This is a genomic window from Corallococcus sp. AB011P (genome assembly GCF_003611605.1).
In the GTDB taxonomy this organism is placed as follows: domain Bacteria; phylum Myxococcota; class Myxococcia; order Myxococcales; family Myxococcaceae; genus Corallococcus; species Corallococcus coralloides.
Genome location: NZ_RAVX01000026.1, coordinates 52,092 through 72,026, shown reverse-complemented (window position 1 = coordinate 72,026; position 19,935 = coordinate 52,092). Strand labels below are relative to the sequence as shown.

Genomic DNA, 19,935 nt, shown 5'->3' with positions numbered 1-19,935 from the left:
TCCCTATGCCCCTCGCAGGTCGCGAGGGGGGACGGGTCCGATGCCGAGGTGAGCCGTGGGAGTTCCCAAGAAGCGGACGTCGAAGATGCGCCGGGACCGTCGTCGGGCCGGCAACAACAACCTGCGGACCCCCGTGCAGGTCATCAAGTGCTCCAAGTGCAAGGAGCCCGTGATGCCGCACCGCGCTTGCGCGGCCTGTGGCAACTACGGTGGCCGTGAGGTCATCGCGACCGCCGCGGAGTAGTTGAAAGCGGAAGGCTGCCGGTGCGGCTCGTCCTCGACGCGATGGGTGGCGACCACGCCCCCGACGCCGTCGTGGACGGGGGCGTGCTGTTCGCGCGAGCGTATCCCGGGCACGAACTCGTGCTGGTCGGGGACGCCACGCGTGTACGCCCTGTCCTGGAGCGCGCCGGCTCGCCTCCCAACATCCACCTCCACCACGCGTCCGAAGTGGTGGAGATGGACGACCCCGCGACCGCCGCGTTCCGGCGCAAGCGGGACTCCTCGCTCCGGGTGGGCTTCGAGCTCGTCCGGCAAGGGGAGGCGTCCGCCTTCGTGTCGGCGGGCAACTCCGGCGCGGTAATGGCCGGTGGCATGTTGACGCTCGGCCGGATTCCCGGCGTGGAGCGTCCGGCCATCGCGGCCCTGTTCCCGGCCCTCAAGGGCGAAGGCCGCTGCCTGCTGCTGGACGCGGGCGCCAACGTGGACTGTCGCCCCTCGCACCTGGCCCAGTTCGCCGTGCTCGGCGAGGCCTACTCGCGCACGCGCCTGGGCGTGAAGCGCCCCCGGGTGGCGGTGCTCTCCAACGGCGAAGAGGACTCCAAGGGCACGCAGCTCACGCGGGACGCGAGCGCCCTGTTGCGCCGCTCGGACCTGGAGTTCGTGGGCTACGTGGAGGGCAAGGACCTGTTCTCCGGCGACGTGGAGGTCGTCGTGACGGACGGCTTCACCGGCAACATCGTCCTGAAAACCTCCGAGGGCGTGGGCATGGGCATCACCGGCCTCCTGCGCTCCGCCATCGAGAAGCGCGGCGGCCTGCCGGAGAAGCTGGGCGCGCTCCTGCTCAAGCCCACCCTGCTGGGGCTGCGCCGCGTCATGGACTACGCCGAATACGGCGGCGCGCCGCTCCTGGGCCTCCAGGGAGTGGGCGTCGTCGCGCACGGCCGCTCCTCCCCCCGCGCCATCCACAACGCGCTCGTCACCACGCTGCAGCATGTGCGCGCGGGCGTGCAGGAAGAGCTGACGCGCTGCATTGCCAACGCCGCCGCCTGGCTTCCTCCCCACCAGCGGGGAAGGAAGGCGGACGGGGACGAAGGGGCCGATTAGAGCGCGCCGGCCATGCGTTGGACTCCGACGACTCCGGAGGCCTCGTTGGCACGCACGCACATCATCGGAACCGGTTCCTATGCTCCCGCGCGGGTCCTGACCAACCAGGACCTGGAGCGCATGGTGGACACCAGCGACACGTGGATCCGCGAGCGCACCGGCATCCAGGAGCGCAGGCAGGCCGCCCCTGATGAGGCGACGAGCGACCTGGCGGTGAACGCCTCCCGCCACGCGCTGGAGATGGCGGGCGTGGCGCCCGGCGACCTGGACCTCATCATCGTGGGCACCGTCACCGCGGACATGCCCATGCCGTCCTGCGCCGCGCTGGTGCAGTCGAAGCTGGGCGCGAAGCGCGCCTTCGCCTTCGACGTGTCCGCCGCGTGCGCCGGTGGACTGTACGCGCTGAGCGTGGCGGACCAGTTCGTGCGCTCGGGGCAGGTGAAGCGCGCGCTCGTGGTGGGCGCGGACCTGCTCACCCGCGCGGTGGATTGGACGGACCGCAACACCTGCGTCCTCTTCGGGGACGGCGCGGGCGCCCTGGTGCTGGCGGCGGAACAGGACGCGGAGGAAGACGCCATGGCGCCGCGCGGCATCCTCTCTACCCACCTGCGCACCGACGGCGACCTCGCGAACCTGCTCTGCATCCCCGCCGGTGGCTCGCGGATCCCCGTCACCGCGGACAACGTGGATGCAAATCTTCACAAGCTCAAGATGAACGGGAAGGAAGTGTTCCGCTTCGCGGTGCGCGCGTTGGTGGAATCCACCCAGGCTTCATTGGGGGCCCACGGAATGGATACGACGCAGGTGGACCATGTCATCGCCCATCAGGCGAACCTGCGAATCCTGGAAGCCGTGATGGAACGGCTGGAGATTCCCAAGGAAAAATGCTGGCTCAACCTGCACAAGTACGGCAACACGTCGTCCGCCTCGCTGCCCATGTCGCTGGATGAGGCGCAGCGCGCCGGCCGCCTCAAGCGCGGGGATGTCATCGCGATGATGGCCATTGGCGCGGGGATGGCGTGGGGCAGCGCGGTGGTGCGCTGGTAGGCAGGACGACACAAGGAAGGACCGCAACATGGCGAAGGTCGCGTTCGTGTTTCCCGGGCAGGGCAGTCAGGCCGTGGGGATGGGCAAGGACCTCTACGAGCAGTTCCCCGAAGCGCGGGCCGTCTTCGACGCCGTGGACGACGCGCTGCACGAGAAGCTCTCCACCTCCTGCTTCGAGGGCCCGGAAGAGGCGCTGAAGCTCACCGCCAACACCCAGCCGGCCATCCTCACGGTGTCGGCCGCGGTTCACGCGGTGTTCCAGAAGCGCGGCCCGGCCCCCGCGTTCGTCGCGGGCCACTCGCTGGGCGAGTACTCCGCGCTGGTGGCCGCGGGCGCCATGGACCTCCAGGACGCGGCGCGGGCGGTGCGCGCGCGCGGCACCTTCATGCAGGAGGCGGTGCCCGTGGGCACGGGCGGCATGGCCGTCATCCTGGGCCTCACCCCGGACGCGGTGAAGGCCGCCTGCGACGCCGCGGCGGAAGGGCAGGTCGTCTCCCCGGCCAACTACAACTCGCCCGAGCAGACGGTCATCGCGGGCCACGCGGCCGCGGTGGAGCGCGCGGGCGCGAAGTGCAAGGAGGCCGGGGCCAAGCGCGTCATGCCGCTGCCCGTCTCCGCGCCCTTCCACTGCTCGCTGATGGACCCCGTGAAGCCGCGCCTGGCGGAGGTGCTGGCGGGCGTGCGCATCCAGGCGCCGTCCGTGCCGGTGGTGAGCAACGTGGAGGCCAGGCCCAACGCGGACGCCTCCCGCGTGGTGCCGCTCCTGCTGGAGCAGGTGAGCGCGCCGGTGCGTTGGATTGAGTGCGTGGAGTCGCTGAAGGCGAACGGCGTCACGCACGTGGTGGAGCTGGGGCCGGGCAAGGTGCTGGGCGGGCTCATCAAGCGCATCACCAAGGACATCGAATCGTTCAACGTCGAGAACGCCGCGACCCTGGAGAAGGTGCTCGCCGCGTTGGGGGCAGCATGAGCGGCTTCAAGGACAAGGTGGTGCTGGTGACGGGCGGCTCGCGCGGCATCGGCCGGGCGTGCGCGCAGGCCTTCGCCAAGGCGGGCGCGTCCACCGTGGTCATCAGCTACGTGGGCAACGAGGCCGCCGCGCAGGAGACGGTGGGTCTGCTCCAGCAGGCGGGCGCGAAGGCGGAGGCCGTGAAGTTCGACCTGGCGGACACCGCCGCGTGCGCGGGCGCCATTGACGGCGTCGTCAAGGCGCACGGCCGGCTGGATGTGCTGGTGAACAACGCGGGCATGGCCATTGACGGCCTGGTGATGCGCGTCAAGGACGAGGACTGGGACCGGCAGCTGGACACCAACCTCCGGGGCGCCTTCGCGCTCATCCGCGCCGCCAGCCGCCCCATGATGAAGCAGCGCTCTGGCGCCATCATCAACATCACCTCGGTCGTGGGGGAGATGGGCAACCCGGGCCAGGCGGCCTACTCGGCGGCCAAGGCGGGGCTCATCGGCCTGACCAAGTCGGTGGCCAAGGAGCTGGCCACCCGGAGCATCCGCGTCAATGCCGTGTCCCCCGGGTTCATCGGGACCGACATGACGTCGCACCTGGACGACGAGCTGCGGCAGAAGATGGTGGGCGGTATCGCGCTCGGCCGCCTGGGCAACCCGGAGGAGGTCGCCGGGGCCGTGGTGTTCCTCGCGAGTGATGCGGCGTCCTACATCACCGGCGAGGTCCTGAAGGTCAACGGCGGCATGTACATGTAAGCCAAGGTTGGATTGCCGCCGGGCGTGGGATATACCGCGCCCGCCTTGAAGACGGCCCGCGACTCAAAACGGCGGGCCCCATCTGTAGCTGGAGGGTTCTGCACGTATGTCCACCACCGCAACCGACGTGGAAACCAAGATCAAGTCCATCATCGCCGACCAGCTCGGTGTGGGTGAGGATGAGATCAAGCCCGAGTCGTCCTTCATCGAAGACCTGGGCGCGGACAGCCTCGACATCGTCGAGCTGGTCATGGCGATGGAAGAGGAGTTCGAGGTCGAGATTCCGGACGACGAGGCGGAGAACATCAAGACCGTCGGCGACGCCGTGAACTACGTGAAGACCCACAAGAAGTAGGCAGTCGCGACACCCGGAAGTCCGGGGCCTGGGGGAGCGTCCTCACCGGCGCTTCCACGCCCCATCGCGGTCAGCGGAGAAGAACAGTGTCAAACCGTCGAGTCGTCATCACCGGCACCGGCATCATTTCTGCGCTGGGCACCGGCACCGAGAAGAACTGGCAGGCGATGCTGGCCGGGCAGTCCGGTATCAGCACGATCACCCGTTTCGACCTGGGGAAGCTCGACGCGCGCATCGCGGGCGAGGTGAAGGACTTCCAGCCCGAGCAGTTCATCGACAGGCGCGAAGTGCGCCGGATGGACCTGTTCGCCCAGTACGCGATGGCCGCGGCCGACATGGCGGTGAAGGAGTCGGGCCTGCCCATCGGCCCGGACGCGCCCCATGGCTACAGCCCGGAGCGCGTGGGTGTCATCGTGGGCTCCGGCATCGGCGGCATCTCCTCTCTTGAGGAGCAGCACCGCAAGGGGCTGGAGAAGGGGTTCGACCGGCTGTCGCCCTTCTTCATCATCCAGATGATCGTCAACATGGCGCCTGGGCTCATCTCCATGCGCTACAACTGCAAGGGCCCCAACTGGGCCCCGGTGTCCGCGTGCGCCACCAGCGCGCACGCCATCGGCGAGGCCTGGAAGTCCATCCGCCTGGGTGAGACGGACGCGGCCATCGCCGGCGGCGCGGAAGCGGCCATCACGCCCCTGGGCATGGGCGGCTTCTCCGTGATGAAGGCCCTGTCCACGCGCAACGACGACCCGGCGCGCGCCAGCCGTCCCTTCGACAAGGAGCGCGACGGCTTCGTGATGGGCGAGGGCGCGGGCATCGTCATCCTGGAGGAGATGGAGGCCGCGAAGAAGCGCGGCGCCAACATCCTGGCGGAGGTGGTGGGGTACGGCGCCAACTCGGACGCGTACCACGTCACCCAGCCGGCCCCGGAGGGCGAGGGCGCGGCGCGCTGCATGCGCCTGGCTCTGGCGTCCGCGGGCATGCGGCCGGACGAGGTGGGCTACGTCAACGCCCACGGCACGTCCACGCCGTTCAACGACGCGAACGAGACCAAGGCCCTGAAGGCCGTGTTCGGCGACCACGCGCGCAAGCTGGCGGTGTCGTCCACCAAGTCCATGACGGGCCACATGCTCGGCGCGGCGGGTGGCGCGGAGGCGGTGGTGAGCGTGCAGGTGCTCACCAAGAACGTGCTGCCGCCCACGATCAACATGACGTCGCCGGACCCGGACTGCGACCTGGACTACGTGCCCAACACGGCGCGCGACGCCCGCGTCGACGCGGTGATGAGCAACTCGTTCGGCTTCGGCGGCACCAACGCGGTGCTGGTGTTCAAGCGCTTCGCCTGACGGCCATCCGGCCCGCTGCTCCCGGTGACGGGCAGCGGCGGGCAGGGGCCCTCCTTCCCGGCCCCGCCCTCACGGCGCGGGCCCCGCCTCCCGGAGTCCGGCCGTGAAAGTCATCCTCGCCTCCGACCATGCGGGCATCGAGCTGCGCCAGGAGCTGGTGGCGCTCCTGAAGGAGCGCGGCGCCGACTTCCAGGACCTGGGCCCCCAGACGCGTGAGTCCGTGGACTACCCGGACTTCGCCTCGCAGGTGGCCCGCCAGGTGGTGGCGGAAGAGGGCACGCTGGGTGTGCTGGTGTGCGGCACCGGCATCGGGATGAGCATCGTGGCCAACAAGCACCGGGGCATCCGGGCGGCCCTTTGCACCACCGAGTTCGAGGCGCGGATGACCCGCGCGCACAACGACGCCAACGTGTTGTGCCTGGGCCAGCGCGTGGTGGGCGCGGGCGTGGCGCGCGGCATCCTGGAGGCCTTCCTCTCCACCGCCTTCGAGGGCGGCCGCCACGAGAAGCGCGTCCAGAAGATTCGCGACGTCGAGGCCCAGCAGCGCTGACGGGCTTCGCAGGCGTCCCTCAAGCAGTCCCCTTCGTTCGTACGCCAGGAGGCAACACCATGGAGAACACCCGCACGCTGTCCCAGGTGGATCCTGAAATCGCCCAGGTGCTCCGGCACGAGACGGAGCGTCAGGAGGAGGGGCTGGAGCTCATCGCCTCGGAGAACTTCGTCTCCCCGGCGGTGATGGAGGCGGTGGGCTCCGTGCTCACCAACAAGTACGCGGAAGGCTACCCCGGCAAGCGCTACTATGGCGGCTGCGAGGTGGTGGACGTGGCGGAGACCCTGGCCATCGCGCGCGCGAAGGAGCTGTTCGGCGCGGACGCGGTGAACGTGCAGGCGCACTCCGGCAGCCAGGCCAACATGGGCGCCTTCATGGCGCTGATGAAGCCGGGCGAGACCATGCTGTCGCTGGACCTGAACTCCGGCGGCCACCTCACCCACGGCGCGTCGTTCAACTTCTCCGGCAAGCTCTACAAGGTCGTCCACTACGGCCTGTCCCGCGACACGGAGACCATCGACTTCGCGCAGGTGGAGTCGCTGGCCCTGGAGCACAAGCCCAAGGTGCTGGTGGTGGGCGCGAGCGCGTACCCGCGCACGCTCGACTTCGCGAAGTTCCGGGAGATCGCCGACAAGGTGGGCGCCGCCATGCTGGTGGACATGGCCCACATCGCGGGCCTGGTGGCCGCGGGCGTGCACCCGTCGCCGGTGCCCTTCGCCGAAATCGTCACCACGACCACGCACAAGACGCTGCGCGGCCCGCGTGGCGGCATGGTGCTCAGCCGTGAGGCCTTCGCGAAGACCATCAACAGCCAGATCTTCCCCGGCATCCAGGGCGGCCCGCTGATGCACGCCATCGCGGGCAAGGCGGTGGCCTTCAAGGAGGCGTTGTCGCCGGAGTTCAAGACGTACCAGAAGCAGATTGTGTCCAACGCGCAGGCGCTGGCGGAGGCGCTGAAGTCCGCGGGCCTGCGGCTGTGCTCGGGCGGCACGGACAACCACCTGATGCTGGTGGACCTGCGCGCCAAGAAGCTCACCGGCAAGGTGGCCGAGGACGTGCTGGGCAAGGCGGGCATCACGGTCAACAAGAACATGATCCCCTTCGACCCTGAGAAGCCCACGACGACCTCCGGCGTCCGGGTGGGCACCCCGGCCATCACCACGCGCGGCATGCGCGAGGCGGAGATGGCGGTGGTGGGCCGGCTCATCGGCCAGGCGCTGGACGCCGCGCAGGACGACGCGGCGCTCGCGCGGGTCAAGGGGCAGGTGAAGGAGTTGGCGCAGGGCTTCCCGCTGTACGCCTCGCGGTTGAAGTAACCCAAGCCCGTGCGCTGCCCCTTCTGTCAGGACCCGGAGAACAAGGTCATCGACTCGCGCGAGTCGCACGAGGGCTCCGTCATCCGGCGGCGCCGCGAGTGCCTGGCCTGCAAGCGCCGCTTCACCACGTATGAGCGGGTGGAGGAGCTCTACCCGCTCATCGTGAAGAAGGACGGGCGCCGCGAGGCCTTCGACCGCGAGAAGATGCTCAACGGCCTGAAGAAGGCGTGTGAGAAGCGCCCGGTGTCCGCCGCGCAGCTGGAGGCGACGGTGGAGGACATCGAGCGGATGCTCCAGGGGATGGGGGAGAAAGAGGTTCCCTCCTCATCCATTGGCGAGCACGTGATGCGGCGGTTACAGCAACTGGACGAGGTGGCGTACGTGCGCTTCGCATCCGTGTACCGCAGCTTCCGGGACATCTCCGAGTTCATGCACGAGCTGAAGGACCTGCTCGAGGACCAGGAGCGTGAGCGCAAGGCGAAGCCGCCTGTGACTCCGCCCAAGGACGGTTAGGAAGGGCGGTATGCGCTTGCTCACGCGGTCACGGTTGCAGGCGGTGAAGACGCCCCGCTCCAAGCGCGCGGCGGACTTCGACCACGCGGTGGCCGAGTTCTTCATGCGCATCGCCCTGGAGGAGGCCGCCAAGGGCCTGGGCCGCACCAGCCCCAACCCCGTCGTGGGCGCGGTGCTGGTGAAGGGCGGGCGCATCATCGCGCGCGGCCACCACAAGAAGGCCGGCACGGCGCACGCGGAGGTCGTCGCGCTGGAGGCCGCGGGCTCCAAGGCGCGCGGCGCGGACCTCTACACGACGCTGGAGCCGTGCGACCACTACGGGCGCACCCCGCCGTGCAGCCTGGCGGTGCTGGAGGCCGGTGTGCGGCGCGTGTTCAGCGCGTCCTCGGACCCGAATCCGCTCGTCAGTGGCAAGGGGCTCAACCGGCTCAAGCGCGGCGGCGTGGCGGTGGTGACGCACGTCCTCAAGGACGAGGCGGACGCGCTCAACCGGCCCTTCTTCAAGATGATGCGCACGGGCCTGCCGTGGGTGACGCTCAAGGCCGCGGTGACGCTGGATGGGAAGATCGCCGCGCCTTCGGGTGACTCGAAGTGGGTGACGGGCGAGGCTTCGCGCGCGTGGGTGCACCGGCTGCGCAACCAGGTGGACGCCATCCTCGTGGGCGCGAACACCGTGCGCATGGATGACCCGCAGCTCACCACGCGGCTGCCGGGCGGCGGGGGCAAGGACCCGGTGCGCGTGGTGGTGGACTCGCACCTCAAGCTGTCCCCGGGACACACCGTCTTCACGCAGCGCAGCCCCGCGCGCACCGTCATCGCCACGCTGGAGGATCCGGAGGGCCGGCGCGCCCGGCGCTTCCTGGCCCAGGGCGTGGAGGTGTGGAACGTGCGCGCGAAGCAGGACCGCGTGGACCTGAAGGCCGTCCTGAATCGCGTGAAGAAGGAAGGCCTCAACCACGTGCTCGTGGAGGGCGGCGCGGGCCTGTACGGCACGCTGCTTCGCGAGCACCTGGCGGATGCGCTCGCCCTGTTCCTCGCTCCCAAGCTGGTGGGGGCCGGGGGCCTGTCGTGGGCGGGCGAGCTGGGCGTGAAGGACATGGCCCATGCCCTGGCCGTGAAGGACCTGACGATGGAGAAGGTGGGGGACGACGTCCTCCTGCGCGCGCTGCTCTGAAGGCCAGCGCCCGGACAGGGCTTCCGTTAAGGTTCCGGCCATGTTCACCGGACTCATCCAGGACACTGGCACCGTCACCCGCGTCACCACCGGCGCGATGACCGACTTCTGGATTCGCACCTCGCTGGGAGCGGAGGCCTTCGCCCTGGGTGAATCCATCGCCGTGGACGGCGCGTGCCTCACGGTGGTGGAGAAGGGCGGGGACACCTTCCGCGTGCAGGCCGCCCCGGAGACGCTGCGGCGCACCACCCTGGGGGCCCGGAAGACGGGCGACCGGGTGAACCTGGAGCGGGCGCTCGCCCTGGGGGACCGGCTGGGCGGACACCTGGTGTCGGGCCACGTGGACGCCGTCAGTGAAGTGCTGGAGACGTACGCGGAGGGCGGCTCGTGGGTGATGGTGTTCCGGCTGCCCCCGGAATTGGCGCCCTGCTTCATCGAGAAGGGCTCCGTCACCATCGACGGCATCAGCCTCACGGTGAACGCGGTGGAGACGGACCGCTTCCGGGTGCAGCTGATTCCGGAGACCCAGGAGCGCACCACCCTGCACGGCAAGGGGCCCGGGGCCCGGGTGAACCTGGAGGGCGACCTCATTGGCAAGTACGTGGCCCGGCTGTACGCCCTCCGGGGCGCCCCGGAGGCCGCCGCCCAGGGGGCGGGGTTGACGGAGGCGGTGGTGCGGGCGGCGGGTTTCAGCCCTCGCGGGTAGGGGCGCAGGTGGTGTAAGGAGCGCGCCATGCCTCGCTATTTCGAAGGGGATTTCCTCCCCCCCCAGGGCCGGTTCGCCATCTGCGTGTCCCGGTTCAACAGCTTCATCACGGAGGAGCTCTTGAAGGGCGCCGTGGACACCCTGGTGCGCCATGGCGTGAAGGACGACGCCATCGACGTGTACCGCTGCCCCGGCACCTATGAGCTGCCCGGCCTCACCCGCCGCGTGTCGGAGGGTGGCCAGTACGCAGGCATCGTCGTCCTGGGCGCGGTGATTCGCGGCGGCACCCCCCACTTCGACTACGTGGCGGGCGAGTGCGCCAAGGGCATTGGTTCGGTGGCGTTCAGCGCGGCGTCCGGTACGAAGCCGGCGGCGGTGACGTTTGGCGTCCTCACGTGCGATACCGTGGAGCAGGCCATCGACCGGGCGGGCGTGAAGGCGGGCAACAAGGGCGCGGAGGCCACGCTGGCCTGCATCGAGATGGTCAACCTCTTCGCGCGCATGTCTGGCGCGGAGCGAAAGGGCTAACCGCGATGGGCGCGCGCAGAACGGCACGAGAGCGGGCGCTGCAGGCGCTCTACAAGTTGGAGATGACCCAGGGCGCCACCACGCGGGAGGCCCTGGACGCGGCGTGGGCTGCCTCCGCGGAGGACGGCACCCCGGAGCCGGACGCGGTGAAGTTCGCCAAGGAGATCGTGGAGGGCGTGGAGGCCCACCGCGAGGAGATTGACGGGCTCATCGAACGCCACAGCCACAACTGGCGCATCGACCGCATGTCCCGCATCGACCGCAACGTCCTGCGGCTGGGCATCTTCGAATTGAAGTACCGCCCGGACATCCCCCGCAAGGTCACCATCAACGAGGCGGTGGAGCTGGGGAAGAACTTCGGCAACGAGGAGTCGAGCGCCTTCGTCAACGGACTCCTGGACCGCGTCGCGGTGGCGCTCGGGAAGCCGTGAGCCAGACGCAGACCCTGGACGTGGGCCTGGAGGGCCTGGACGCGCTGAACGGGGTGGACGCCCTCTGCCTTTTCGTGGCCGAGGACGACCGCCCCCTGCCGTCCTCCGCCGGCTACGTGGACTGGCGGCTGTGCGGCGCCCTGTCGCGCGTGCTCCAGGGTGGGTTCTTCACCGGCGTGAAGGACGACTGGCTCCTGTTGCCGTCGGACGGGAAGCTGACCGTGCCGCGCATCTTCGTGGTGGGGCTGGGCTCCCGGAAGCGCCTGGACGCGGCCTCGCTGGGAGAGGCGCTGGCGGGCGCGGCGAAGGTCTTGAGCCGCGCGAAGGTGGAGTCGGTGGCCTTGGAGGTGCCCCAGGGGTCTTCCCTGAGCGACTCCGCCCGTGCGGAGGCGTACCAGCGGCAGTTCCTGCCCGCGTTCAAGGGGGGACGGGTGTCCCTCCTCGCGGACAAGGGCCTTGTCGGGTCGCTGTCATCCCGGAAGGGTTGACGCGCAGCGGCCAGACAGGGGTTCTGCTAGCATCCAGCCCTTGAGGCGCGCGCGATGAAGTTCAAGGTGTTGATCGTCGAGGACTCCAAGGTGTCGCGCGAGCACATCGCCGCGACCGTGGAGGCCGTGGACGGCGTCGAGGCCGTCACCACGGCCAGCGGCTTCGAGGCGCTGAAGCTGCTGCCGCGCCAGCGCTTCGACCTCATCATCACCGACATCAACATGCCCGACATCAACGGGCTGGAACTCATCAACTTCGTCAAGAAGAACCCCAACTACCGGGACGTGCCGCTCATCATCGTCACCACCGAGGGGCGTGAGCAGGACCGCTCGCGAGGCATGGCGCTGGGCGCCGCCGGCTACCTGGTGAAGCCCTTCCAGCCGGCGGACCTGGAGGCGCTCCTGCGGCGCTTCCTGAAGCCGCTGTGACACCCGGGGGCAAGGCGCTCGCGGAGTTCGTCGCCGAGGCCACCGAGATCCTGGATGCGCTGGGCCGCGACCTGCTGGCGCTCGACGAGGCGCGGGGCCTGGAGGCGGACCCCGAGCACATCAACGGCATCTTCCGCGCGGCGCACTCGCTCAAAGGCCTGTCGGGCCTCTTCGGCCAGGAGCGCATCAGCCAGCTGGCGCACGCGGCGGAGGACCTGCTGGACCGGCTGCGGCTGGGCCGGCTGACGCTGGACGACCAGGTCCTGGACACGCTGGTGGACGCGCTGGACACGTTCCAGGCGCTGCTCGGAGAGGCGTCCCGGAGCGAGGAGGGCCCCGAGCTCTCCCAGCGCACCCGCGACATGGAGGACCGCATGGCGCGGCTGGGGTCGCCCCCGCCCGCCGTGGAAGAGGATCCGCTGGAGCGGCTGGAGCTGGACGCGGCGGTGCGCGCCGTCTTCACCGAGTACGAGGAGCACCGGCTGCGCGAGAACGTGCGGCGCGGGGTGGCGCTGTGGCGGGTGCGCGCGGCGTTCGACCTCACGGACTTCGACCAGGGGCTCGCGGACCTGAACGCGCGCCTCAAGCCCCTGGGCGAGGTCATCAGCACGCTGCCTTCGTCGCGGCCGGGGGGGCTCAACGGCATCGCGTTCGACCTCATCTTTGGCGCGAAGGTGGGGGCGCTGGCGCTGGAGGATGGCCTCCGGGGCTCGCCCGCGGAGCTGGCTCCGCTGTCCGTCCGGCCGCCGGAAGTGGGCTCGACGGGGCCCGCGTTCGACGCGCCTGCGCCTCGCGATGCCGCGGCCGTGCGCGAGGACGTCGAGGTCCTGCCTCCTGACGCGGACGAAGCCGGGGGCGACGAGGACGCCGAGTCGCCGGTGGAGACCACGAGCCTCGCGACCGTGCATGCGCACCCGGGGGCAAATCCTCCGCGCATGCGGGCGGTGACGCCTCCGGTCACGGTGGTGGGGCTCCAGGCCGCCGCGTCCGCGCCGATTCCCGCGGGCCGTCCCAAGGCGGAAGAGACGTCCCTGCGCTCGCTCACGCAGACGGTGCGCGTGGACATCGGGCGGTTGGACGGCCTCATCAACATGGTGGGCGAGCTGCTGCTCATCAAGGCCAACCTCCAGCGGCTGGCGGAGACGTCCCGGCAGGACGGCACCCTCGCGCTGTCCAAGCTCTTTGGTCAGGAGCTGTCGCGGGAGACGCGGCAGCTGGAGCGCAAGCTGGAGGCGCTCCAGGAGGGGCTGCTCGAAGCGCGCATGGTCCCGGTGGGCCAGGTCTTCGACAAGCTGGCGCGGCTGGTGCGGAAGATTGCCCGCGAGGCCGGCAAGGAGATCGACTTCGTCAGCTCCGGCGGCGAGGTGGAGCTGGACAAGCTCATCGTGGAGGAGCTCAGCGATCCGCTGATGCACCTCATCCGCAACGCCATCGACCACGGCGCGGAGGGCCCGGAGGCGCGGCTCGGCGCGGGCAAGCCCCGGCGCGCGACGGTCCGGCTGCGCGCGGAGCAGAAGGGCAACCACGTCGTCATCAGCGTGTCCGACGACGGCTCGGGCATCGACGAGGTGCGCGTGCGCGAGGTGGCGCTGTCGCGCGGGCTCGTCACGTCGTCGCAGGTCAGTGAGATGACGCGGCGCGAGCTGCTCAACCTCATCTTCCTGCCGGGCTTCTCCACCCGCTCCAGCGTCAGCTCGCTCTCTGGAAGAGGCGTGGGCCTGGACGTGGTGAAGAACAACCTGGGCAACCTCTCCGGCATCATCGACGTGTGGAGCGAGCGCGGGAAGGGCACGGCCTTCCACCTGACGCTGCCGGTGACGCTGGCCATCGTGCGCGCGCTGGTGGTGGGCGTCAGCGGACGCACCTACGCGGTGCCGCTCAACAGCGTGCTGGAGATCCTGTCCGTGCAGCCGCGCGACATCCGCACCGTGGAGCGGCGCGAGGTGTTGGACCTGCGCGGACAGACGCTGCCCTTCCTGCGGCTGGGGCGCCTGTTCCACCTGCCGGAGCGCGAGGTGAGCCGCCACTTCGTCGTCGTGGTGGGCCTGGCGCAGCAGCGGCTGGGCATCGCGGTGGACGAGCTGTTCGGCCAGCAGGACATCGTCACCAAGCCCCTGGGCGGCCGGCTGAGCCGCGTGAAGGGCATCTCCGGCGCCACCGACCTGGGCAACCGCCGCACCGTCCTGGTGCTGGATGTCGCGGAACTCCTGGAAGAGGGCATCGCGCAGGAGCGCCGCCGCGCTTGAGGCGTCCGCGCCGGGGGCTGCTATCCTCCCGGGCGTGTCCCGTTTCGAAGCCCTGCTCGACGCGTTCTTCTACCGCCCGGACGAGGACGTCGGCGGCCTGCTGGACTTCGCCGCGGGCAGTGACGACCTGGCGCAGCCGCAGCTGGAGGAGGAGCCCGTCGAGTACCTGGCCTTCCGCCTGGAGGCGGAGTGCTACGCGGTGCCCATCCTCGCGGTGAGGGAGATCTGCAAGGTGCCGCTGCTCACGGAGATTCCGCGCGCGGAGCCGCAGCTGCTGGGCGTGATGAACCTGCGCGGGGAGCTGTTGCCCGTCTACGACGTGAAGCTGCGGCTGCGGCTGGCGGACGAGCCGCCGGTGGTGGCGGGGCCGGACGCGGGCCTGCCGCCCCGGGCCGCGCGCATCCTGGTGCTCAGGACAGCGGACGGTCCCGCGGGCGTATGGGTGGACTCGGTGGCGGGCGTGGTGCGGCTCAAGCCGTCCATGGTGGAGCTGTCGCCCGCGGGGATCCGTGGAGACAGGGACTGCGTGGCGGGGCTGGGGCGCAAGGGCTCGCAGCTCTACATCCTGTTGGATCCAGAGCAGGCGCTCGCCCCATGACGGACCCCGTGAACCTGCTGGCCCGCCGCCCGCGCGGTGAGCGGGCCCCCGAGACGCCCACGGCCGACGCGGAGGTGCAGCTGTGCGCCTTCTTCGTGGGCAACGAGGAGTACGTCCTGGACATCATGCGCGTGGAGGAGATCCTCCCGCCCCAGCGCGTGATTCCCATCCCGCACGCGCCCGCCTTCGTGGAGGGCGTGTTGCACCTGCGCGGCGCGATGCTGCCCGTGGTGGACCTGCGGCGGCGCCTGCTGGGGGAGCCCGCGCAGGAGACGCGGCGCACGCGGCTGCTCGTGTGCCGGCTGGGGACGCGGCGCGTGGTGACGCGGGTGGACCGCGTGGCGGAGGTGCTGCGTGTGCGCCGGTGTGACATCAAGCCCGCGCCTGCGCTCATGGCCGGGGGCCGCACGCCGTTCGTGGTGGGTGTGTGCGGGCCGCCGGAGCGGCTGCGGCTGCTGTTGGACCTGAAGGCGCTCCTGCGCGCGGAGCTGGAGCGCGACTCCCGCACGCCGCCCGCTGGCTGAGCGCCCCCTGGGCACGGTGCTGGGGGGCCATTCCCTCGGGCTCTTCCGCCAGGAGGGCTGGGACGCGGGGCCCCTGGCGCACCGAGTCGCATTCCATGCCTTGGACACGAAGGGTGGGAAGGTGAACGTTTCCATCCGGCGCGGGGCCGCCCACCGGCGGTGGGAGCAGCCTCGCGGGACGCGACTCCTCCAGCGGCTTCAAGCAGGATGCGGACATCCCGAGGAACACCAACCCCGAAGGAGGACGGCGGATGAGCGACACGGTGCGGTCCCCCGCGGGGCAGGAGGAGGTGCGGTATCGGGCACTGCAGGCGGTGGATCCTCGCGCGCCTGGCGCCCTGGAGACCCTCACCACCGGCCTGCATGACGAGAGCTGGCGCGTGCGCCACGCGGCGGCGGAGGGGCTGCGCCACGTGCCGGATGCGCCGGGCGTCACCGCGCGGCTCATCTCCGTCCTGGGAGAACGCGGCGAGACGGGCGCGCGCAACGCGGCGGCCGAGGCCCTGTCCGGAATGGGGCCGGTGGCGATACCTCCGCTGGTGCACCTGCTGGAGCACGAGGATCCGGATCAGCGAAAGCTGGCGGCGGACATCCTGGGCCAGCTGGGCCGCCCGGAGGTGGAGGACGTGCTCCTGCGCGCGCTCTCCGACGACGACCTCAACGTGCGCGTGGCGGCCGCGGAGGCGCTGGGCCGGATGGGTGGGGACGCCGCGGCGAGGGCACTGGAAGACCTGCTGGACGCGCCCACGCCCCTGTTGCGGCTGGCCGCGCTGGAGGGGCTCGCGTCGCTCAAGCGCGCACCCCCGTTGGCGCGGGTGATGGCGCTGGTGGAGGACCCGGGGGTGCAGCGCAGCGCCCTGCGGCTGTTGGGCCTGTACGCGCCGGGCGTGTCCACGGAGCGCATCTGCCGGGCGCTGGCGTCGCCGGTGCGCTCGGTTCGCGAGGCGGCGCTCGTCGCGCTGGGGAAGCAGGCCGTGGGGCTGGGCCCGTACGAGCGCGGTGAGCTGGATGCCGTGGCGCGCTCGGTGCTGAGCGGCATCCCAGGTGTGACGGCGCACGTGGCGCAGGCCCTGGACGGCGATGACGTCCGGGTGCGGGCCGGCGCGCTGGTGGCGGCCGGAGCGCTGGGCGAAGCGTCGCTCGCGGTGGCGGTGGCGGAGGTGGCGCGCGAGGACCGGCTGTTGCGCGAGGTGCTCTTCACGCTGGGCCAGCTGGGGCCGGAGGGCCGGCGCCTGCTGCTCGGGAGCATGGGCACGCTGTCGCTGCCCGCGCGCACCGTGGCGGCGGAGGCGCTGGTGCTGCTCGTTGACTCGACGTCGGTGCCGGAGCTGTGCGCGCTCCTGGAGTGGGCGGAGGACGACCTGCGCGCGGTGGTGGTGCGCGCGCTGGGGCGCACGCACTCGCCGGACGCCGTGGCGCCGTTGGTGGAGCTGCTCTCGGACCCCGTGCTGTCGGGCATGGCGGCGCGAGCGCTGGAGCAGCTGACCGTGGCCCACCCGCTGGATGCGCTGGCCGCGCTGGAGGCGGCGGTGGAGCAGCGCACGACGCCCGCGGCGGTGGCGGTGCTGGGCCGGCTGGGTGGCGCGAGGGTGTTGCCCGTGCTGCGGCGGATTGCCCGCGATGAAGACGCTTCCTGGCGCGCGGCCGCGGTGGAGGCCGCGGGCCGGGCGGACGGCGAGGCCGGCCTGGAGCTGGCGCGCGGTGCGCTGGCGGACGAGTCCCCCAAGGTGCGCATCGCCGCGGTGCGCTCCCTGGGGCTGCAGGGCGGCAGGGAGGCCGCGACGTTCCTGGGGCTCGCGCTGAAGGACGAGGACCGCGGCGTGCGAGTGGCCGCGGTGGAGGCCGTGGGCGCGGCGGGCGCGAAGGAGCGCTCACCGGACCTGGAGGCGCTGGTGCGCCACGGCGATGGTGCGCTCGCGATGCTGGCGGTGCGCGCGCTGACGAAGCTGGGGACGGTGGGCGCGGGCGTGCTGTGGGACGCGCTCAGCCATCACGACGCGGAGGTGGTGAAGGCGGCGTTGCCGGCGCTGGGGTCGGCGGGGGCCTCGGCGGATGGGGCCGCGCTGGCGATGTCGCTCCTGGGCCATCCCCGCTGGGACGTGCGGGCGGCCGCGGCTCGCGTGCTGGGCGGAATGGGGCGGCCGGAGTGCCTGCCCGTGCTCCAACAGGCGATGGCGGTGGAGCAGGACGCGCTGGCCCAGGTGGCGCTGGCGGAAGCGGTCGTCCGGTTGTCGCGGCGCTGAGGGGAGGACTCGGATGCCACGCTTCGACGAGGGCCGCCCGGAGATGACGCTGGAGGAGTTCCGGCTGCTGCGCGACCACGTCTACGCGCACTGCGGAATCCTCATCCACGAGAACATGAAGTTCGTGATGGAGCGCCGGCTGTGGCCCCGGCTGGAGGCGCTGGGGATCCAGGACTTCGGCTCCTATCACCGCTACCTTCGCTACGACGCCCAGCGCAGCGCGGAGCTGGAAGCGGCGGTGGAGTCCCTCACCACGCACGAGACGTACTTCTTCCGCGAACCCGCGCAGCTCAAGGCCTTCTGCGAGGAGCTGATCCCCATCCTGGAGAAGCGCAACGCGCACACGCGGCGGCTGCGGCTGTGGTCGGCGGGGTGTTCCTCCGGCGAAGAGGCGTACACGCTGGCCATGCTGCTCAAGGAGAGCGGCCGCTTCGACGACTGGGACGTGGAGGTGCTGGGCACGGACCTGTCGCGCCGAGTGCTGGCCGTGGCCCGCCGCGCCGAGTACGGCCCCAGCGCCCTGCGCGCGACACCGCCGGACTTGCTGGAGCGCTACTTCGTGCCCGTGGGCGTGAACCGCGTCCGCGTGCGCGACGACGTGAAGGCGTGGGTGAACTTCGGCCACCACAACCTGTCGGACGTGGCGGGCAGCCAGTTGGTGCCGCGCTCGGACGTCGTCTTCTGCCGCAACGTGATGATCTACTTCGACCTGGCCGCGCGCCGCCGCGTGCTGGGCGTCATCCGCGACCGGCTCTGTCCCGGGGGCTACCTGCTCCTGGGCCACGCGGAGAACCTGCTCAGCCTGGGCGCGGACTTCGAGCTGGTGCACCTGAAGGGCGACCTCGTCTACCGCCGGCCCGAGTTTCCGGGCGGGGAGGTCCGCTGATGGCACGCCCGCTCACGGTGCTCATCATCGACGACTCGGCCACCAACCGCCGCACGCTCACCACGCTGCTGGAGTCCTCCGCGGAGGTGATGGTGCTGGACTGGGCCCAGGACGGCGAGGAGGGGCTCAAGAAGGTCCTGGACCTGAAGCCCGACGTGGTGACGCTGGACCTGGAGATGCCCCGGCTGGGCGGCCACACCTTCCTGCGGCTGCTCATGCGCGCGGCGCCCACGCCCGTCATCGTCATCTCCAGCTATTCGCACCGCTCGGACGTGGGCAAGGCGCTGGAGCTGGGCGCGTTCGACTTCATCGCCAAGCCGCCCCAGGGCACGCCCGCGGCGCTGGAGCACCTGCGGCGCGAGCTGATCGACAAGGTGCTCGCGGCGCGCCACGTGAAGTCCGGGGGACGCCACGGGGCCTCGCTGCGTGGCGCCGTGCTGTCGGGGGATGTGCCGCAGGTCATCGCCGTGGGCGCGTCCACGGGCGGGCCTCCCGCGGTGCAGCGGCTCCTGGAGGGACTGGCCACCGAGCCGACCGTCAGCGTGCTGGTGGGCCAGCACATGCCGTCGCAGTTCACCAAGGCCTTCGCGGAGCGGTTGGACCGCATCGGTCCCTTCACGGTGACGGAGGCGTGCGAGGGCGACGTGGTGAAGCCGGGCCACGTCTACATCGCGCCGGGAGGCCGCCACCTGGTGCTGTCGGACCGCACCGGGCGCCTGGAGTTGCGCACGCCGTCGCCGGTGCCCGCGGACAAGTACGCACCGTCGGTGGACCGGCTCTTCGAGAGCGCGGCGGACGTGCTGGGCCCGCGCGCGGTGGCGGTGGTGCTGACGGGGATGGGCGCGGACGGGGCGCAGGGCGTGCGCGCGGTCCGCCGCGAGGGCGGCGAGACGTGGGCCGAGTCCGAGGACACGGCGGTGGTGTACGGCATGCCCAAGGAGGCCATCGCCACCGGAGCGGTGAGCCGGGTGCTGGCCCTGGACGCCATCGGGACGGAGCTGGCCGCGCTGGTGCGCCGCCGACGGCAGTCCGGCGGGCAGTGAATCGCTGGCTGCATGACAGCCGCCGCACAATCCCGGGCCGGGCGGCGCGCGGGTGCTAGGCTGGTGTCCATGTCGCAGCAGATCCGCGCGCTGGTGGTGGATGACTCGCAGGCCATGCGCCGCAGCATCATGTACGCGCTCCAGCGCCTGGCCGGGGTGGTCTGCATCGAGGCGCAGGACGGCGTGGAGGGGCTGAAGAAGCTCTCCACGCAGGGCCGCTTCGACCTGGTGATGACGGACATCAACATGCCGTTGATGGACGGGCTGAAGCTCATCCACCACATCCGCCAGACGGAAGACCACCGGGCGGTGCCCATCGTCGTGGTGACGACGGAGGGCGCGGCGGCGGACCGGGAGCGGGCCATGGCGCTGGGGGCCACGGCCTACCTGGTGAAGCCCGTGCAGGCCCGCGTGGTGCTGGACACGGTGAAGGAACTGCTGAAGCTCGGCTGAGCTTCGACAGGAATCCCAAGGGC

General features: G+C 71.1%; 23 protein-coding genes. All 23 read left to right on the top strand.

Features of this window, described 5'->3' with window-relative positions:
• Positions 1 to 55 precede the first annotated feature (55 nt).
• The gene (rpmF, locus tag D7X30_RS37245) at positions 56 to 244 is read left to right on the top strand and encodes a 50S ribosomal protein L32 (protein ID WP_014395447.1); all 189 of its coding nucleotides are present in this window, start codon (positions 56 to 58) and stop codon (positions 242 to 244) included.
• Between the two features lie 20 nt (positions 245 to 264).
• Complete coding sequence (gene plsX / locus D7X30_RS37240) at positions 265 to 1,326, top strand: phosphate acyltransferase PlsX (protein ID WP_120567734.1); 1,062 nt, start codon at positions 265 to 267, stop codon at positions 1,324 to 1,326.
• A 12-nt stretch (positions 1,327 to 1,338) separates the two neighbouring features.
• Positions 1,339 to 2,373 (top strand): beta-ketoacyl-ACP synthase III, encoded by a 1,035-nt coding sequence (locus D7X30_RS37235; RefSeq protein WP_199724658.1) that lies wholly within the window; start codon positions 1,339 to 1,341, stop codon positions 2,371 to 2,373.
• A gap of 28 nt (positions 2,374 to 2,401) precedes the next feature.
• Positions 2,402 to 3,340: an ACP S-malonyltransferase gene (fabD, locus tag D7X30_RS37230; RefSeq protein WP_120567732.1), complete on the top strand. Its 939-nt coding sequence runs from the start codon at positions 2,402 to 2,404 to the stop codon at positions 3,338 to 3,340.
• A complete protein-coding gene (gene fabG, locus D7X30_RS37225) occupies positions 3,337 to 4,086 on the top strand; it encodes a 3-oxoacyl-[acyl-carrier-protein] reductase (protein WP_120567731.1) in 750 nt (249 codons plus the stop codon). Before fabD ends, fabG begins: the two co-directional genes overlap by 4 nt.
• Positions 4,087 to 4,192: 106 nt before the next feature.
• The gene (gene acpP / locus D7X30_RS37220) at positions 4,193 to 4,441 is read left to right on the top strand and encodes an acyl carrier protein (protein WP_014395452.1); all 249 of its coding nucleotides are present in this window, start codon (positions 4,193 to 4,195) and stop codon (positions 4,439 to 4,441) included.
• 86 nt (positions 4,442 to 4,527) lie between these two features.
• A complete protein-coding gene (fabF, locus tag D7X30_RS37215; RefSeq protein WP_120567730.1) occupies positions 4,528 to 5,784 on the top strand; it encodes a beta-ketoacyl-ACP synthase II in 1,257 nt (418 codons plus the stop codon).
• Positions 5,785 to 5,887: 103 nt separating this feature from the next.
• Entirely contained in the window at positions 5,888 to 6,334 is a 447-nt protein-coding gene (gene rpiB, locus D7X30_RS37210; RefSeq protein ID WP_120567729.1) for a ribose 5-phosphate isomerase B, read from the top strand.
• A 59-nt stretch (positions 6,335 to 6,393) separates the two neighbouring features.
• Positions 6,394 to 7,650: a serine hydroxymethyltransferase gene (gene glyA, locus D7X30_RS37205; protein WP_120567728.1), complete on the top strand. Its 1,257-nt coding sequence runs from the start codon at positions 6,394 to 6,396 to the stop codon at positions 7,648 to 7,650.
• Between the two features lie 9 nt (positions 7,651 to 7,659).
• A complete protein-coding gene (gene nrdR / locus D7X30_RS37200) occupies positions 7,660 to 8,163 on the top strand; it encodes a transcriptional regulator NrdR (protein WP_120556172.1) in 504 nt (167 codons plus the stop codon).
• A 10-nt stretch (positions 8,164 to 8,173) separates the two neighbouring features.
• Entirely contained in the window at positions 8,174 to 9,337 is a 1,164-nt protein-coding gene (ribD, locus tag D7X30_RS37195) for a bifunctional diaminohydroxyphosphoribosylaminopyrimidine deaminase/5-amino-6-(5-phosphoribosylamino)uracil reductase RibD (RefSeq protein ID WP_120567727.1), read from the top strand.
• A 40-nt stretch (positions 9,338 to 9,377) separates the two neighbouring features.
• Positions 9,378 to 10,043 carry a riboflavin synthase gene (locus D7X30_RS37190; RefSeq protein ID WP_120567726.1) on the top strand — a complete coding sequence of 222 codons (666 nt, stop codon included), beginning with the start codon at positions 9,378 to 9,380 and terminating at the stop codon, positions 10,041 to 10,043.
• Between the two features lie 27 nt (positions 10,044 to 10,070).
• Complete coding sequence (ribE, locus tag D7X30_RS37185) at positions 10,071 to 10,571, top strand: 6,7-dimethyl-8-ribityllumazine synthase (protein WP_120567725.1); 501 nt, start codon at positions 10,071 to 10,073, stop codon at positions 10,569 to 10,571.
• Between the two features lie 5 nt (positions 10,572 to 10,576).
• A complete protein-coding gene (nusB, locus tag D7X30_RS37180; RefSeq protein ID WP_120567724.1) occupies positions 10,577 to 11,002 on the top strand; it encodes a transcription antitermination factor NusB in 426 nt (141 codons plus the stop codon).
• Entirely contained in the window at positions 10,999 to 11,490 is a 492-nt protein-coding gene (locus tag D7X30_RS37175; RefSeq protein ID WP_120567723.1) for a M17 family peptidase N-terminal domain-containing protein, read from the top strand. Before nusB ends, D7X30_RS37175 begins: the two co-directional genes overlap by 4 nt.
• A 54-nt stretch (positions 11,491 to 11,544) precedes the next feature.
• Positions 11,545 to 11,919, top strand: coding sequence for a response regulator (locus D7X30_RS37170; RefSeq protein ID WP_120567722.1), 375 nt, complete (start codon positions 11,545 to 11,547; stop codon positions 11,917 to 11,919).
• A complete protein-coding gene (locus tag D7X30_RS37165; RefSeq protein ID WP_120567721.1) occupies positions 11,916 to 14,165 on the top strand; it encodes a chemotaxis protein CheA in 2,250 nt (749 codons plus the stop codon). The genes D7X30_RS37170 and D7X30_RS37165 overlap by 4 nt, the downstream gene beginning before the upstream one ends.
• A 34-nt stretch (positions 14,166 to 14,199) precedes the next feature.
• On the top strand, positions 14,200 to 14,763 hold the full coding sequence (locus tag D7X30_RS37160) for a chemotaxis protein CheW (protein ID WP_120567720.1): 564 nt from the start codon (positions 14,200 to 14,202) through the stop codon (positions 14,761 to 14,763).
• Positions 14,760 to 15,287, top strand: coding sequence for a chemotaxis protein CheW (locus D7X30_RS37155; protein ID WP_120567719.1), 528 nt, complete (start codon positions 14,760 to 14,762; stop codon positions 15,285 to 15,287). The genes D7X30_RS37160 and D7X30_RS37155 overlap by 4 nt, the downstream gene beginning before the upstream one ends.
• A 251-nt stretch (positions 15,288 to 15,538) precedes the next feature.
• Positions 15,539 to 17,530 (top strand): HEAT repeat domain-containing protein, encoded by a 1,992-nt coding sequence (locus D7X30_RS37150; protein WP_120567718.1) that lies wholly within the window; start codon positions 15,539 to 15,541, stop codon positions 17,528 to 17,530.
• A gap of 13 nt (positions 17,531 to 17,543) precedes the next feature.
• A complete protein-coding gene (locus tag D7X30_RS37145; protein ID WP_199724657.1) occupies positions 17,544 to 18,416 on the top strand; it encodes a protein-glutamate O-methyltransferase CheR in 873 nt (290 codons plus the stop codon).
• Entirely contained in the window at positions 18,416 to 19,459 is a 1,044-nt protein-coding gene (cheB, locus tag D7X30_RS37140) for a chemotaxis-specific protein-glutamate methyltransferase CheB (RefSeq protein WP_120567717.1), read from the top strand. Before D7X30_RS37145 ends, cheB begins: the two co-directional genes overlap by 1 nt.
• Positions 19,460 to 19,528: 69 nt before the next feature.
• Positions 19,529 to 19,912 (top strand): response regulator, encoded by a 384-nt coding sequence (locus tag D7X30_RS37135; RefSeq protein ID WP_120567716.1) that lies wholly within the window; start codon positions 19,529 to 19,531, stop codon positions 19,910 to 19,912.
• The last annotated feature ends 23 nt before the right edge of the window (positions 19,913 to 19,935 follow it).